Below are 15,543 nucleotides of genomic sequence, written 5' to 3' on the forward strand. Positions count from 1 at the left end.
GTATTTGCCTTGGGCGAGGCGCCCGCAGATATAGATAATTCCTTAAGAATGTTGTTATGAAAAAAGAAAAACTTGGCGTAGGCATTATTGGTGCAGGCAAAGGCAGCTGGGCTGTCAGAGGTCATATTCCCGCATTGCAAAAATTATCAGCGCATTTCACGCTGACAGCAGTCAGTACATCTGCAATGCAATCCGCAAAAGCTACTGCTGAGCAATTCGGAATAGCCTATGCTTTTGATAATGAGTATGATCTTGTAAATCATCCATCCGTTGATCTTGTTGTTGTTGCAGTAAAAGTTCCCGCACATGATCATTTGGTGAGGACTGCCCTGGAGGCCGGAAAAATGGTGTATTGCGAATGGCCGCTGGGCAACGGTACAGCAGAAGCAAAGGCACTCGCAGACCTTGCTGCTGAAAAAGGGATCAGGACTTTCGCCGGTCTGCAGGCCCATGCACTGCCTGAACTGAAATACCTGAAGGATTTTCTTGCCGAAGGCAGGATCGGAAAGGTGTTATCATCTGCGATTATTGGAACAGGAGATAACTGGGGCACGAGCCTCCCGACAGAGTCGCTCGCTTATTTGCTTGATCCCAAATCAGGTGCGGATATGATGACGATCCCATTTGCACAGACCATCGATGGTGTGGAGTTTTCGCTTGGCGCGTTTACTGAAATCACAGCTCAACTGGCTACAAGGAACCATGCTGTGCTGATCGGGGAAACTAACCGGGAAGCTCCGCTGCTGGTAAATGATCAGGTTCTGTTAAGCGGTACGCTGCTGAACGGTATCATATTTTCTGCACATTACAGCGGGGGCGAATCACAAAGCCACAACTTTTACTGGTCGGTTAAAGGGAGCGCCGGGGAAATCGTGATTACTTCGCCAACGGGCCATCTGCAGTTTGGCAAGCTCGATCTGCAGGTGTCTTTTGGAAAAGACGCCTTACAGCCATTAGTGGTACCAGCCAGCTATCTGCCAGATGAAGGAGGGGAGCCCGGACTATGCGCTGACCCATCGCGGGCAGTTTACTATGGTTACAAGGAAATTGCTGAAGACCTTGCAAAGGGAACAAACGTATTCCCTTCTTTCAGCTATGCTGTAACAAGACATGAGTTTCTGGATCAAATGATCACAGCAGCAGCATCGGGCTGCGGTTTAACAATTAAAAATGATTAAAGTAAAATCTTATACTTATCAAATCATATGTCTGGTGCTGATGTTTGGCAGTTGTGTGAATTCGCTGTTTGCCCAGGCTCTGCCCGGCTTATCTTTCACTGTATCCGCTCCCAATCCATCGGACCATCTTTTTCATGTTCAGGTCAGATATACTTCGGCTGTTCAGAAGGAACTCAAGTTCCGCATGTGTGCCTGGACACCCGGATTTTACGAAATACAGGAATATGAGAAGGCGGTTTCGAATTTTAAAGCGACAGATTACTCAGGAAAAACACTTCCATGGAACAGGGCGGCCGACAGCAGCTGGCGGGTGCAGCCCGGAAGTACCGGCGTTATCCTCAGTTATGATGTAAAAGCCGTCAATCCCTTTATCGCAAATGCGAACCTGACTGAAGGCTATGGATATTTTGTTCCTGGAGCACTGCTGATGTACCTGGATGAGGAGATCCGGCAGCCACTTACGGTGCAGATTATACCGTACAAACTCTGGCCGCAAACAGTAGCAACTGGTTTGGATGAGCTTCCGGGACAGCCAAATACCTATCGTGTCCCGAATTTTGATGTGCTCTATGACAGCCCTTTTCTGATGGGAAAGCTGCAGGAATTCCCTGAATCATCGGTAAAGGGTAAAAAACTGAAATTTATAGGCTACCAGATGGGGCAGTATGATCAGAAAAAGTTGATGGAGGATGTCACGAAAATTGCTGTGAGCGCCAGCGAAATCATTGGCGACGTACCTTATGCGCATTATTCCTTTCTGGGGATTGGCATGCCGATCCGTGGTTTTGGCGGGATTGAGCATTTGAACTCCTCTTCTTTGCTGATGGCGAATGACAGCACTTTGCTGGCAGACCCGAAATTCAGGGAGTCGATGTATGGTTTTCTTGCACATGAATATTTCCACCTGTATAATGTAAAGCGTATCAGGCCTGTAGCGCTGGGGCCTTTCGATTACAGTAAAGAAAATTACACGAATATGCTCTGGGTATCTGAAGGGTTTACCGATTACTATGAGTACCTGATCCTGCGAAGGGCAGGCCTGTTAAGCAGGGAACGGGTTCTGGCAAATTATCAGGAACATATTAAAAATTACGAAAATACTCCCGGTCATCTTTACCAGTCACTGATAGAGTCCAGCCGTGGGATCTGGGCGCAGCGGGGCAGGCCGCAGGCGCGTACAGCCGAAGAGCAGTCGAAAACGATATCAGTCTACGATAAAGGATGTGCGCTGGGGATGTTGCTCGACCTGAAGATCCGTCATGAAACAAAAAATCACCGCTCACTGGACGACGTCATGAGGTCTTTATATAAAGAGTACTATCAAAAGAGAAACCGGGGATTCACCGATCTGGAGTTTCAGCAGGAATGCGAGCGGGCTGCAGGCCTGAAGCTGACTGAACTGTTCAGCTATGCCACAAGCGTTGCCCCAGTAAATTATCCAAAATACCTGGCATATGCGGGTTTAAGGATAGATACCGCTGATAAAAGTTTCATTATGACCAGGATGGATCATCCGGATGCCCTGCAGTCAGAGATCTACAACAGCTGGTTGCGTTAAGGGCGACCGGCAATCTCCACTGCATAGGTTTGAATGGTCCCTTCAAAGTTACCTCCGAAAATCACCCATTTTCCATCGGGAGAGATATGCACATTCGGCTCCAGGCCTTTGGTTTGGGGCTTTTCCCGGTAGATATGGGCTTTCATGTTCACCAGTTTTTCTGATACAAAGCGTTTTCCGGCAGGACGGAACAGATAGATCCACTGGCCGTTTTTTGCTTTAGCCACTTGTGTAGAATCCCCACCATCACCGGCAAAGAAAGTATTGTCCGGAGATACCGCAAAATGTATCGACCATTCATCAGCAGTCATCTGATAAGTGGCCACAGGCCTGCCGCTTTGCACATCAGTGCCGGAAAGGAAAAATGTCTTTCCCTTTGGTTTTTGCAAATCAAACCAGATCACTTTTCCGTCCCCTGAAAAGAATTCATGCCCGGCAATCTCATTTGGCATGGTACGCTGGTGCATGAGCACCAACTGCTCCGTTTTGATATTATAACGCCAGATACGATCTACTTTTTCCCATGGCCCCTCATGACAGAACAGGAGGATATCGGGGTCGACAGGGGAGAACTGTACGTGTCCCAGCCAGTTGTTTTCCTGATGCACCTTTTTGCTTATGCCTGTCTTCAGGTCCAGCGTGGTAATTGTATTGAGCAGATGCGCATTATAAATCCGCTGAAAATAGTCCGATTTAGCCGGATACTGCTTTAGGATGGCTGCCTGCTCAGGCATTGAACTTGCTGAGGCAACCATCGTGGCATCAGCGGTAACAGTGGTAAGCCCCACATGTTCAGCAGGTTTTACTACATAGAGCAATCTGGTCTTTTTAGTATCGGGGTTTCCTGCATATATAGTGTCGGCCGACTGGTAAATAAATTCATGCGTTTTTTGTGCACTGGTAGCAGCCAGCGTTTTGGGAGAAGGGCCAAAAGTAAGCTGTACAGATTTGAATGTCTTTAAATTCATGGCGAATACCTGAGGAACCTGATTGATATCCACATCGGAAAACACCATTTTATCCTCCCTGTGGCCTGGTGATCCAAAAAAAGGATTGTTATGAAAATACCAGTTTTTGATAGCGTTGCCTGTGTTTCCGCTTAAACGAACTATTTTATGACCTGTGTCTTTGTCGATCCAAACATCGGGCATCGGTTTTACGGAACCTGTTTCAATGATTGGTTGTGCAGCAGCAGCAGCTGCACCGATAATAAGGATCGCAGTGAGTATAATAGATTTCTGTTTCATTGCTCATTATTTAAAGCGCCTGAATCAAAATTAGCTATTATTAATTTATATATTTAAGATAGATATTAAAGTCTGATGGAATAGCCTTGCAGGGCATAATATAATTTAATATCTGGACAATAACCGTTGCGAAACCTTAATGACCGCTCCCTGTCCGGTCCCGTACAGAATTTGTACGATATTGAACATTTGCAATAATTCATCGGTGCCATTTGCCTGTCCTTCAGCAGCTTTTCACTACGCTATTCTTTGGCACGTCCTTAGCGCGAAACCAAATAATTTGTCTGTCAGGAAAAAATCAGTAAGTAAATTTGAAATATGTTTAGACTGAACTTGAACATCGCACTGCGCAATCTATGGAGAAACAGGGGGATCACCTCTATCAATATTGGCGGACTGGCAATAGCATTAGCCGCTTTTATTCTGATCATCATGTATGTAGGTTTTGAAAGCAGTTTTGATCAGAGTAATCCCAACTACAGGAATATTTATGCTGTCGGGAGAATCTATCCCGACTTTAAAACAATTTATACGCCGCCTCCACTTGCAAAAGCAATTCAGCTCAATCTTCCTGAGGTAGAACTGGCCGGGATAATTAAGCAAAGCTCCTTTGAGATGGTGCTGAAGAACGGGAAACACAGCATCATCACAAAGAATTTTTTACAGCTGGATTACAGCGCCGCAAGAATTCTTGATGTGCGGCCTGTTGGTGGTTTGGAAAAACCGGCTGGAGCAAATGACCGCCTCAATTATCTGGGGATGGCAGACATGAAAACATTATTCCCGGATAAACGGGATAACAAGCCTGAAATTGTGGGCGCTGGCAGCAGCACTTCTGGCATAACAGCGAAAATAAACGGAGCGATCATCAATGACAGGCATTCTCATATTACTTTTGATGCCATATCGGTTGCCAATGAGCTTGGGCAGGGAGAAAACTACGGTTACAACAACTACAGTACTTACATTCTGGTTAAGCCGGGTACTGATATCAATCACCTGGAACAAAAGATATCTGCCTTGTACCGGGCAGAGCTTTCAAAAGGAGAGACTGACAGAAAAACAATTGAAGAGATTAAACAGGTATCAACCTTCCTGGATCCGTTGGCCCATCTGCATTTAAGACCGAAGGCGGGCAATGATACGCCATATAAAATACTGATTGCTTTATCCGGACTGGGAATCCTGATGCTGGTGATTGCGTGCATCAATTTCACCAATATGAGTATAGCACAGGCAAGCAGGCGTGCAAAGGAAGTTGGCGTCAAAAAGGTGATGGGGGCTTACCGTTCTCAGCTTACCCTCCAGTTTCTTACCGAGATTTTTGTACAATGTTTTGTTGCTACAATCCTGGCGCTGATTATAGCTGAACTGGTACTGCCGGCATTCAACAACCTGTTTGCAATCAAACTAACGATCTGGGATCTTGAGAATCAACTGGTATGGCAGCTGCCGGTGGTCTTGTGCCTGATCACGGTCATCGCAGGAATATATCCTGCGCTGGTTTTATCTGGTTTTAAACCTGCGGTTGTGCTGAAAGGTAATTTTTCTGCCAGTAAGCACAGTTCCTGGTTACGGGACAGCTTGCTTGTCATTCAATTCGGCATTGCCATTATTTTTATCATTGGTTTATTTACGATCAATAGCCAGTTAAAATATATGCGCAACCAGGATCTGGGTTTTACAGCCAGTCAGGTGGTATATATAAAGAGCAATACCATTTTTACAAAGCCAGAGACCTTCCAACCGGTTAGGGAGAGGATACTAAAAATACCGGGACTGAGGTCTGCCACAGTGGCGACGAGTATTCCTGATGGTTCCGAAAATGGATCTAACGGCTATACATACCGCGGTACACAGGCGAATATCGACTTTGTGGATGTTGATTTTGATTATTTTGAAACGCTGGATATTAAGTTAAAAGAGGGACGCCTTTTTTCCCCGGCTTTCAAAACTGATACCGCTAATGCTGCGGTGATCAATGAAAGTGCCGTTGCTAGATTTAATATCAAAAACCCGGTAGGACAAACGCTGCGTGGCTGTGACAGGGATTATAAGATAGTGGGAGTGGTAAAGGATTTTAAGTCACAGGGATTTGAAAATGCTATTCAGCCAACAATCTATGCGATCCGTAATCCTTGCGGAAATCCTAAAATTGAGATTTTGCTGAAGATTGAGCAAAGTAAAATGGCTGCTGTACTGGCTATTCTGAAAGAAAAATGGCCGGAGATTAATCCGAAAGACGGGGAGGATTTCAGGTATGAATTTTTAGATGAGCTCTATGGCAGGCTTTTTAAGAAACAGGAACAGCTGCAATCCGTATTTTTTGCCACCGCATTGCTTGCTATATTTATTGCTACATCAGGCTTATTTGCTTTCGCAAAATATGTAACAAATGGCAGGATCAAGGAAATAGCGGTACGTAAAATACTTGGGGCCACGGATCTGCAGATACTAAAAATGATTAACCGTTCCTTTCTTGTGATGGTAGTTTTGGCTAATCTGATCGCATGGCCAATAGCCTACATCCTGGTCAGCAAATGGCTTGAAACTTTCGTCTACAGGATTGATCTGCCAGTGGCGCCGTTTGTCTTCAGTGCTTTGATCACCACAATTTTATCGGTACTGACGGTAAGCTTCCAGGCAGGCAAAGCAGTGAAAGCCAGTCCGGTGGATGCTTTAAAATACGAGTAAGCATCCTTGATTTGCCGTTATTAGGATTAATATCGACCTAAATTATCCAAAATATATGTTAATCGCAGTGCTGCGGCCTGACTCGATGTTTTAACATTAAAATCTCTTACAATGACAATATAGTGTGGTTACAGCGATACCGCTGGGCCATTTGATGATGATCCGGGAAAATTTAAGTTTAATCAAGAAATAAAGTTTTTCGCTTTTATACTCCATATCGGAGTAAATATACAATAGTTGAAATATAGTGATTATTCTTTAGGTTAAATGACCGGGTAAATGTTATATTAGAGCAATGATTTGTTGTGCAGGGTTTTAACCTGGATATCAGGTTATGCCAGACTCCTCAATATTTTTAACCGTTCTCAAATTATCCAGATGCATAAACCAAAAAAGAAGGAGATGTCAAGTGTTCCCACCGAAGAGCTTGCTTTTCAGCATGAGGAAAAAGAAAATCGGGCTGCTGAGCTAATCATTGCAAATAAAGAACTGGCTTTTCAGGAAAAAGAAAAAGGAAATCGTGCTGCCGAACTGCTCATTGCCAATAAAGAACTGGATTTCCAAAAAGAAGAGAAACAGAAACGTGCAGAAGAGCTTGTAATTGCAAACAAAGAACTGGCCTTTCAGAATGAAGAAAAGGGCAACCGTGCGGCAGAGTTGGTGATTGCCAATAAAGAACTTGCTTTTCAGGCCGAAGAAAAAGAAGACCGGGCTGCTGAACTGATCATTGCCAACAGGGAGCTCGCCTTTCAGAATGAGGAGAAGGAAGACCGGGCGGCAGAGCTGATCATAGCCAACAAGGAACTTATTTTTCAAAACGCAGAAAAAGAAAGCAGGGCAGCCGAACTGGTGAAAGCCTATAAAGAACTGGCCTTCCAAAATCAGGAAAAAGAAAACAGGGCTGCGGAACTCATTATTATTAATAAGCAGCTGGCCTTTCAGAATGAAGAAAAGGAAAACAGGGCTGCTGAACTGATTGTCGCAAATGAGCATCTGAAGCAGGCGGAATTGGAAATTGCGGAGTTGAACATTGGTTTAGAACAAAAAATCATAGAGCGTACAGCTCAGCTGGAAGCCGCCAACAGGGAGATGGAAGCATTTTCGTACTCGGTTTCCCATGATTTAAGAGCACCCCTTCGCGCAATTAACGGTTTCACCCAGATCCTTATTGAAGACTATGCGGAGCAACTTGACCCTGATGCTTTGGATATCCTCAATGAAATTGTGGGCAACTCCAGCAGAATGGGACAGCTAATCGATAATCTTCTGGAATTTTCACGCTTTGGGAAGCAGAACCTCACCATGGTGAATATCAATATTACAGAGATGGTGGAATCTATTGTTGCAGGACTGCTGAAAGAACACCCGGACCGTCAGGTGAGCGTGACGATCAAGCCTCTTGGAGATATCACGGGAGATAAAAATATGTTAAAGCAGGTTTTTATCAATATGATCTCAAATGCCTTTAAATATAGCGGTAAGAAAGAAAAAGCTATGATCGAAATAGGTTCCTATGAAAAAGATAAACAGTGCGTGTACTATGTGAAAGATAACGGAGCGGGTTTCGACATGAAGTATTATGATAAATTATATGGCGTTTTTCAACGCCTCCACAGCTCAAATGAATTTGAAGGTACCGGCGTAGGCCTGGCCATCATACAACGTATCATTAGCAAACACAATGGCTCTGCATGGGCAGACGGAGTGGTAAACCAGGGTGCTTGTTTTTATATTTCCTTACCTACATTAATTAAAAATTAGAGATGCAAACAGCAGAAATTAACCATACGGATATCCAGATCCTACTTGTAGAAGATAACAAATCAGATGCTATGCTTACGATCAGGGCATTAAAAAAACACAACCTTGCTAATAACCTCATTCATTTGATAGATGGTGCACAGGCACTTGATTTTATCTTTGGAAAGGGAGAATTTGACGGGCGGGATATTGAAAACAAACCCAAAGTAATCTTCCTGGACATAAAAATGCCAAAAGTAAGCGGACTGGAGGTGCTGCGTATCATTAAAGAAGATGAAAGAACCAAACGAATTCCTGTAGTGATGATGACCTCATCGAAGGAGGAGAAAGATATTCTGGAAAGTCATCAGCTGGGGGTAAACAGTTACGTAGTGAAACCAGTTGGATTTGAGAATTTCTCCAAAACTATTGCCGAACTGGGATTCTACTGGTTGGCAATCAACAATTCACCTGAAATCTAATCCATGAGAATAAATACGAAATTGAAGATATTGCATCTCGAAGATCTCTTTAGTGATGCCGAACTGGTGAACAGGACTTTGAAAAAAGCCAAGTTTGACTTTGAGCGGCTGGTGGTAGACAATAGGGAGAACTTTATTAAAGCGCTAACCGAATTTGCCCCGGATATCATCCTTTCTGACCATTCCTTACCTTCATTTAATTCTCATGAAGCATTATCCATCTTTAAGACGATGGGCTTGAATATTCCGTTTATCCTGATCACTGCTACTGTTTCTGAAGAGTTTGCGGTGGATGTAATCAAAAGGGGAGCGGACGACTATATTTTGAAAGACAGGCTGGAGAGATTGCCCACTGCGCTTGCAAATGCCTTAGAAAAATTTCAACTGTTAAAGGATCATCAAAGCATCCAGGATAACCTGGTCAAAAACGAAACGCTGTTCCGTGCTTTGATAGAGAACAGTGCCGATGCGATTATTGTGATCAATGAACAGGTGGAGTTCATTTATCAAAGTCCTGCTGTAGAGCGGCTTACAGGGTTTGATTTTACAGAATTAGTGGGTAAAAAATTATTAGATTATATACACCCGGATGATCTGGAAGATTATAAGCTCTTTTTTGAACAGGTACTGCAGTTACCGGGTATTGCCATCACCAATAAATTCAGGTTCCGTCAAAAGAATCTTGGTTATATTTACACCGATGGTACCATCACCAACCTGCTGCACGATAAAAATGTGAATGCCCTGGTGATCAATTACAGGGACAATACCAAAAAGATCAAAGCCGAAGAGGAAAAAAAGGCCCTGGAAATTTTACTGGACAAGGCTACAAGCCTTGCCCGTATTGGCAGCTATGAAGTAGATCTGGAGAACAATACGCTTTACTGGTCTGCTATCACCAAACAAATCCATGAGGTTGGCGACACCTACCTGCCTACTGTTGAATCTGCCACCAGTTTTTACAAGGCGGGTTTCAACAGGGACACGATCAGTGATCAGTTGAAAATAGTAGTCAGTACCGGAAAGACGCTTGATCTGGAACTTCAGATCATCACAGCCAAAGGTAATGAGCGCTGGGTCAGGATCATCAGTGAGCCTGATTTTATCAATGGAAAATGTGTGAAAATACGGGGTAGTTTCCAGGATATAGACATCCGGAAACGGGCCGAACTGGAACTGCTGAAAGTAGCCGAGGAGAAAAATATGATCCTCGAAAGTATTGGCGACGGTTTTTTTACGCTGGATACCCATTGGATGATCACCTACTGGAACAAGGAAGCGGAGAACATTCTTAAGAAAAAAAGAGAGGAAGTGATTGGCAGGAACTTTTGGGACCTCTATCACGGGTCGGCAGGTACCCACAGTCACCTCAGTATGCTTAAGGCATCCAAAGAAAGCAAGGTGCAAAACTACGAATGGTTTGTGGAGAACCTTAACTGCTGGCTTGATGTGACCGTTTATCCATCAATCCAGGGACTGTCTATTTTCTTTAAAGATATTACCGAGCGCAAATTAGGCGAGATGGAGCGCACAAAAATGGTATCAGACTTATTGAAGCGCAACAACGATCTGGAACAATTTTCATATATCATCTCACATAATTTGAGGGCCCCGGTTGCAAATATCATCGGCCTTGCCGGAGAGCTGATCAGAGACCAGGTGCTCAAAGGGGAGAGCAACCTCCTGATTGATTACCTACTGGCCTCTACACAAAAGCTGGATACGGTGATCATAGATCTGAATGCTATTCTGCAGGTTAAACGGGAGATCATAGATAGTAAAGAAAATGTGGTTCTTTCCCGGCTGCTGGAAGAGGTTTTAACTTACCTGCCAAACCTGATCAGGCAGCAGAAAGTTAAGTTTATCATCGACTTTAGTGCAGGGGACGAACTCTGGACGTCAAAAAGTTTTATGCACAGTATATTTTACAACCTGATTTCAAATAGCATCAAATACCGCAGGCCAATGGTTAATCCGATTATTGAGATTAAAAGCGAAAGGATAGGGAACAAATTTATCCTCAGTTTTACAGATAACGGCATTGGCATTGATCTTGAAAAGAATAAATCCGAAATATTTGGATTGTATAAACGTTTCCACAGCCATGTTGAAGGTAAAGGCATGGGGCTGTTTATGGTGAAAACACAGATAGAAACACTTGGGGGAAGTATATCGGTAGAAAGCAAGGTGAACCGTGGTACGCAGTTCAGGCTGGAACTGAAAGTGAATCCTGCCGGATAAATTGTTCTGGCAGCAGCAATGGGTTATGAACTTATTTTATCGCCCAGTACACGCTTAAGGTAATCGCCCGGGTTAACTTTGTAATACTTTTTAAATGCTTTTGCAAAATGGGTCATATTGGTGTAGCCGACCATATATCCTGCTTGAGATACGTTGTAATTTCTTGAATTCAAGAGATCTTTGGCCTTGATCACCTTTGCCTTTTGTGCAAACTGGTACAAGGTACGGTTGAATACCTGCTTGAATAATCTGGTCATTTTACTCTGGCCCATGCCCACTTCTGCAGCAAGCTCAGCGATCTTGATGGTCTGATGACTATTTTCCATTAACTTCTTCCTGATAGCAAACATCTTTTCTGCATCCTCTTTTAAGAGGCCGGATGAATTGTAGCGTTCTTTGATCACAAAGCTGCGGTACAGTGTTAGCCTGAGCAGATTAAGCACAGCGAGATAGATTTCGAATTTCGAGGGCTCGCTCTCGCCGCCAATACATGCCAGTTTACGGATAAGGGTTTCTGCTTCAGGAACTGCTTCATCCAAATACAGGAAGGGTGAGATGGGATCGAGTCCATTTAATACATCAGGCTGATCCATAATGGCGCTGACAGTTGCGCTTGTAAAAGTTATTGTAATGGTTTTTAAAGGCTCGTTTTGAGGATAAGCTACTTCAACAGATGAGCCATATGAATAAAATAAAACGCTATTGGGGCCATTGTAATTTGTTTTTAGCCATTCACCATCTTTTTTGATGCTGATTTCATTTGACATGATGCTTGCAGAAATGCAGAAAGTTGTGCTGTCCTTTTCATTGATAGTTTCCTGTTGCCAGGGAACTATCAAATGGTATTTGCCCAGGTATAATGACAAATCCGACGGAAAATACAATCCCCTAATCTTTCCGGAGCCTAAGGATGAGGGCAGGTTAACTGCATCTGAGGTACTTACATTGTAGAACTCAGTGGACAGGTCCTCAATCAGGTTGGAGCCTTTTCTGATTCGGATATAGCTTTTCATAGGCAGGACTGCTTCAACATGAAGAACTAAGGTAATAAAAAAAGTATATCGGCTGAACGGGTATATTTTTTGGCCCACAGCGAGGTTCCATATTTTTATATAACAACTGTTTCTTCTGTAACCAGCCTCAGTGCTGCGGGGATATCGAGAAAGTTATCGTGGTCAGGATCCACTTTATTGAGAAAATTATCGGACAGAAAGAATGAATTAAGATCCTCAAGACTGTCGAACCATGCCTCAATCATGGCATCATAGGCTGGGTTGGGGTAACCTGCTGCCGGAACTGGGACAGAAACTATAAACTTTCTGACAAACTGTTTGGTTTCGGGAATCGAGAGCAGGAGCGGAGCATGTATATCCCGGCGGTAATCTAAAAATTCCTGATGGCTCATGCCTTTCCGGCGTGTTAGTAAAATAGCTAGCTTGATCATAATATATTTGAATGAAAATGTTTATTCAAATCTCTATAATAATGCACAAGGCCAATAGCCTGAAACTTTTACAAAACAGCCCGAAAAGAGAATTATCAATATACCTTCTGAGTGTTCCTTTGATCAGGCGCTCTGATATGAATTTCATTGATGCCAGTCTTTTAACCAGACGTCATCATATTCTGCAGGATAACGTCTGAACTGCGTATTGACATAAGCACAAAGAGGAATGATCCGCAGATCATTTTCTTTTGCATAACTTACCAGCTGGTTAAGCAGCAATTTCGCAAACCCCCGGCCTTCATATTCGGGAGAAACTTCGGTATGAAAGACAGTAAGCCTTCCCTTTGTAAGAGCAATGTTCATCTTGCCCACTTTCACATCATCCGTAAACAGCTGAACCTCACCAGTGGAATGGCCCAGAAAGACTACTTTTGTACTTTCCATTATTTGATTACCTCCTTATTTTCTTCATTCTTAACAATGCTTAAAGCGCCCGAAGGGCATTTGGCAACCTGACCAATCAGTTCCTGCGTGGTTGCGTTTTCTGTCCTGATCCATGGCCTCGCCTTTGGATCATAAACTTTCGGCAGTGTGCTTACACATATTCCTGCATGTATACATATTTCCGGTTGCCAGAGAATTGTTATTTCCCCGGCCGGATATTTTATCGTTTCCATCAGTTTCCTATTCAAAATATAGTGATGATAATTTATTTCAAGCTTTGATGCAAAGTTCAGCAACCTGGCAGGATAAGAGAGATGATTTATGTCGAAAAAAAATGTAGTCATATATCTATCTTTTTTTTCGACATAGATCATCTTCCTGTTTCCAGGTCTTGACGGAACTTTGCTATTGGCTTTATGCCACACAATCACATCATCAACTCGAAATTACAATGAAAAAGAAAAGCAGTTTTTCAACGCAGGGACAAAGGGCAGATATTGGGGACCTTGCCATTTACAGGATATTGGCGAACAGGTACGCGGATGCGGTAGGCCCGTTCGTCTTTTTGGACCATATCGTACCAAAAATCCAGACAAAGGTGAATAAAGAAGGGACGGGCGCACATCCGCACCGCGGCATTGCTACATTAACCTATATACTCAATGGTGAAGACGAGCACTTTGACAGTGCAGGAAATTATGCGATGGTACATTCCGGCGGAGTGCAGTGGATGAATGCCGGGAACGGGATCATTCATGATGAAACGCTGAACTATGATTCCAGTACTGACTCTAAACTTACCCATGCCTTTCAGTTCTGGATCAATCTGCCTGCAAATATCAAAAGCGAAAAGCCGGCATATATGGCCATTGAAGGCAATGAAGTGCCTGTAAAATCATTGCCGGAAGGAAAAGGCTGGATCAAAGTGATCGTTGGATCTTTCGAAGAACTAAGCGCTGCGATCCCCAACTATTCAGAGCAGTTCCTGTACCATATCCATCTGGAGCCTGATGCCAGTTTTACTATCAGTTTTGCTGGTAAATTAGAAGTTGCGGCCTATCTGCCAGAACTGCCGGCCTTTCTGAATGATGAGAAATTTAATGATGGCGACTTTATTGAATTTGACCGGCAGGAGGGGACGATTGAATTGAGAAATGAAAACCATCATGAGGCATGTGATATTTTATTGTTTGGGGGAGAGACCTATAATGAGCCTATTGTAGCTGAAGGCCCCCTTGTGATGAATTCCAAACTGGAGATCGCAAATGCCTATAAGGATTTTTATAACGGTGATTACGGCAAAATTGATTACGACAAGCACAGGTGATTTCCCGGCCTCTGTGCCCAAGATCAACTGCCCGGTGTATTTTTTTGTGGGGAGGAATGATCATCAGACCAACTATGCCATTTCTGAGGCCTATTATAAAAAACTGATCGTCCCAAAAAAGGAGCTGTTCTGGTTTGAGAAATCCGGGCACCTGATCCCGTCACGGAGCCCCTGCTGATGCAGCAGGTAGTGATCCAAAAAATTCTGCCCAAAATACCGCACTGATCACTGCTGAACAATTTGCCGCCGGATTTTAATTAAATGAATGTCGAAATTCCAGTGGTGAAAGACTGGTTTTTGTCTTAAACAGTTTACTGAAAGATTGCAGGTGTTCAAAGCCCAATTGGTAAGCGATCTCGCTTACTGAAAGATTAGTTGTCGAAAGTTTTTCCTTGGCCAGGTCGATGAGCTTATTGTGCAGGTGCTGCTGGGTATTCTGCCCCGTCAGCGATTTGAGCATGCTGCTCAGATATCCGGGCGAAATATTTAAATTTTCAGCAATGTACGTAACGCTGGGCAGTCCTTTCTGTGCAAGGAGGCCTGCTTCAAAATAGCCTGAAAGCAGATCTTCCAGTTTGATCAGGATCTCGTGGTTCGATTTCCTGCGGGTGATAAACTGACGCTGATAAAAGCGCTCTGAATAGGTTAGCAAAAGTTCCAGCTGTGCAATGATCACGCTGCCGCTATAGCGGTCTATATTCGCATGGTATTCCAGCTCAATGTTCTGCACAATAGTGGTCAGCATGGTTTCTTCCTTATCCGACAAATAGAGTGCTTCATAAACAGAGTAGCTGAAAAATTCGTACTGTTTAATGGTTTTGGCCAGCGTGGTGCTCCACAAAAAGTCCGGGTGGACCAGTATCATCCAGCCTTCCGGCCGGTGGGTGATACTGCCCTTTTCAAACTCAGCGCTGAATACCTGTCCGGGCGACATAAAGAACAACACGCCCTCATCAAAATCATGAGACTGCTGGCCATATTTGAATTTGATGCTCCTGGCTCTTTTCATCGAGATCGAATAAAAATCGTAAACCACACTGAACGAGCTATCGGCCAGTGGCCTGCTCAGGTCATCCATGTGTACCAGGCTGATCAGCGGGTGCACTGGTTTGGGCAGGCCTGCGGCACGGTGATATTCGGTAATGGTATGAAAGTGGAAAAGTGGGGTGCTGCTCATATGAATTA

The 15,543-nt window shown here is 43.8% G+C and carries 14 protein-coding genes; 8 read left to right on the top strand and 6 right to left on the bottom strand.

The genetic code is table 11. The features are described from left to right. Positions 1–56 precede the first annotated feature (56 nt). On the top strand, positions 57–1,178 hold the full coding sequence (locus FN831_RS09525) for a Gfo/Idh/MocA family protein (protein ID WP_142527993.1): 1,122 nt from the start codon (positions 57–59) through the stop codon (positions 1,176–1,178). Further along, complete coding sequence (locus FN831_RS09530; protein WP_142527994.1) at positions 1,171–2,736, top strand: M61 family metallopeptidase; 1,566 nt, start codon at positions 1,171–1,173, stop codon at positions 2,734–2,736. The genes FN831_RS09525 and FN831_RS09530 overlap by 8 nt, the downstream gene beginning before the upstream one ends. Here the strand turns inward: FN831_RS09530 and FN831_RS09535 are convergent. After that, positions 2,733–3,983 (bottom strand): oligogalacturonate lyase family protein, encoded by a 1,251-nt coding sequence (locus FN831_RS09535; RefSeq protein WP_142527995.1) that lies wholly within the window; start codon positions 3,981–3,983, stop codon positions 2,733–2,735. The two genes, FN831_RS09530 and FN831_RS09535, sit on opposite strands and share 4 nt — an antisense overlap. A gap of 318 nt (positions 3,984–4,301) precedes the next feature. Between FN831_RS09535 and FN831_RS09540 the strand changes: the two genes are divergently transcribed. From FN831_RS09540 to FN831_RS09555, 4 genes are all read left to right on the top strand, one after another. Continuing rightward, positions 4,302–6,677, top strand: a complete 2,376-nt coding sequence (locus FN831_RS09540) for an ABC transporter permease (RefSeq protein ID WP_142527996.1) — start codon at positions 4,302–4,304, stop codon at positions 6,675–6,677. Between the two features lie 402 nt (positions 6,678–7,079). Beyond that, the gene (locus FN831_RS09545) at positions 7,080–8,438 is read left to right on the top strand and encodes a sensor histidine kinase (RefSeq protein WP_221931320.1); all 1,359 of its coding nucleotides are present in this window, start codon (positions 7,080–7,082) and stop codon (positions 8,436–8,438) included. Between the two features lie 2 nt (positions 8,439–8,440). Further along, positions 8,441–8,899, top strand: a complete 459-nt coding sequence (locus FN831_RS09550; RefSeq protein WP_142527997.1) for a response regulator — start codon at positions 8,441–8,443, stop codon at positions 8,897–8,899. A gap of 3 nt (positions 8,900–8,902) precedes the next feature. Continuing rightward, positions 8,903–11,140 carry a PAS domain S-box protein gene (locus FN831_RS09555; protein ID WP_142527998.1) on the top strand — a complete coding sequence of 746 codons (2,238 nt, stop codon included), beginning with the start codon at positions 8,903–8,905 and terminating at the stop codon, positions 11,138–11,140. Positions 11,141–11,163: 23 nt separating this feature from the next. On the opposite strand, the gene FN831_RS09560 is transcribed toward FN831_RS09555, so the two are convergent. The 4 genes from FN831_RS09560 to FN831_RS09575 form a co-directional block, all read right to left on the bottom strand. Beyond that, on the bottom strand, positions 11,164–12,153 hold the full coding sequence (locus FN831_RS09560) for a helix-turn-helix domain-containing protein (protein ID WP_142527999.1): 990 nt from the start codon (positions 12,151–12,153) through the stop codon (positions 11,164–11,166). 95 nt (positions 12,154–12,248) lie between these two features. Further along, positions 12,249–12,584, bottom strand: a complete 336-nt coding sequence (locus FN831_RS09565; protein WP_142528000.1) for an EthD domain-containing protein — start codon at positions 12,582–12,584, stop codon at positions 12,249–12,251. 144 nt (positions 12,585–12,728) lie between these two features. Continuing rightward, entirely contained in the window at positions 12,729–13,031 is a 303-nt protein-coding gene (locus FN831_RS09570; protein WP_142528001.1) for a GNAT family N-acetyltransferase, read from the bottom strand. After that, a complete protein-coding gene (locus FN831_RS09575) occupies positions 13,031–13,375 on the bottom strand; it encodes a (4Fe-4S)-binding protein (RefSeq protein WP_221931321.1) in 345 nt (114 codons plus the stop codon). Before FN831_RS09575 ends, FN831_RS09570 begins: the two co-directional genes overlap by 1 nt. 107 nt (positions 13,376–13,482) lie before the next feature. Between FN831_RS09575 and FN831_RS09580 the strand changes: the two genes are divergently transcribed. Both FN831_RS09580 and FN831_RS09585 read left to right on the top strand, forming a co-directional pair. Then, positions 13,483–14,358, top strand: coding sequence for a pirin family protein (locus FN831_RS09580; protein WP_142528002.1), 876 nt, complete (start codon positions 13,483–13,485; stop codon positions 14,356–14,358). Continuing rightward, on the top strand, positions 14,336–14,536 hold the full coding sequence (locus tag FN831_RS09585; protein WP_142528003.1) for a hypothetical protein: 201 nt from the start codon (positions 14,336–14,338) through the stop codon (positions 14,534–14,536). Before FN831_RS09580 ends, FN831_RS09585 begins: the two co-directional genes overlap by 23 nt. 75 nt (positions 14,537–14,611) lie before the next feature. Here the strand turns inward: FN831_RS09585 and FN831_RS09590 are convergent, their stop codons facing one another. Next, complete coding sequence (locus tag FN831_RS09590; protein ID WP_142528004.1) at positions 14,612–15,535, bottom strand: helix-turn-helix domain-containing protein; 924 nt, start codon at positions 15,533–15,535, stop codon at positions 14,612–14,614. Positions 15,536–15,543: the final 8 nt, after the last annotated feature.

Source organism: Pedobacter westerhofensis (assembly GCF_900182595.1).
Lineage (GTDB): Bacteria > Bacteroidota > Bacteroidia > Sphingobacteriales > Sphingobacteriaceae > Pedobacter > Pedobacter westerhofensis.

What these genes read in the sequence shown, in the direction of transcription:
- FN831_RS09565 (WP_142528000.1), bottom strand. Translation starts at nt 12,584, where the DNA reads ATGATCAAGCTAGCTATTTTACTAACACGCCGGAAAGGCATGAGCCAT.
- FN831_RS09550 (WP_142527997.1), top strand. Translation starts at nt 8,441, where the DNA reads ATGCAAACAGCAGAAATTAACCATACGGATATCCAGATCCTACTTGTA.
- FN831_RS09540 (WP_142527996.1), top strand. Translation starts at nt 4,302, where the DNA reads ATGTTTAGACTGAACTTGAACATCGCACTGCGCAATCTATGGAGAAAC.
- FN831_RS09535 (WP_142527995.1), bottom strand. Translation starts at nt 3,983, where the DNA reads ATGAAACAGAAATCTATTATACTCACTGCGATCCTTATTATCGGTGCA.
- FN831_RS09545 (WP_221931320.1), top strand. Translation starts at nt 7,080, where the DNA reads ATGTCAAGTGTTCCCACCGAAGAGCTTGCTTTTCAGCATGAGGAAAAA.
- FN831_RS09580 (WP_142528002.1), top strand. Translation starts at nt 13,483, where the DNA reads ATGAAAAAGAAAAGCAGTTTTTCAACGCAGGGACAAAGGGCAGATATT.
- FN831_RS09555 (WP_142527998.1), top strand. Translation starts at nt 8,903, where the DNA reads ATGAGAATAAATACGAAATTGAAGATATTGCATCTCGAAGATCTCTTT.
- FN831_RS09575 (WP_221931321.1), bottom strand. Translation starts at nt 13,375, where the DNA reads ATGACTACATTTTTTTTCGACATAAATCATCTCTCTTATCCTGCCAGG.
- FN831_RS09590 (WP_142528004.1), bottom strand. Translation starts at nt 15,535, where the DNA reads ATGAGCAGCACCCCACTTTTCCACTTTCATACCATTACCGAATATCAC.
- FN831_RS09560 (WP_142527999.1), bottom strand. Translation starts at nt 12,153, where the DNA reads ATGAAAAGCTATATCCGAATCAGAAAAGGCTCCAACCTGATTGAGGAC.
- FN831_RS09530 (WP_142527994.1), top strand. Translation starts at nt 1,171, where the DNA reads ATGATTAAAGTAAAATCTTATACTTATCAAATCATATGTCTGGTGCTG.
- FN831_RS09525 (WP_142527993.1), top strand. Translation starts at nt 57, where the DNA reads ATGAAAAAAGAAAAACTTGGCGTAGGCATTATTGGTGCAGGCAAAGGC.
- FN831_RS09570 (WP_142528001.1), bottom strand. Translation starts at nt 13,031, where the DNA reads ATGGAAAGTACAAAAGTAGTCTTTCTGGGCCATTCCACTGGTGAGGTT.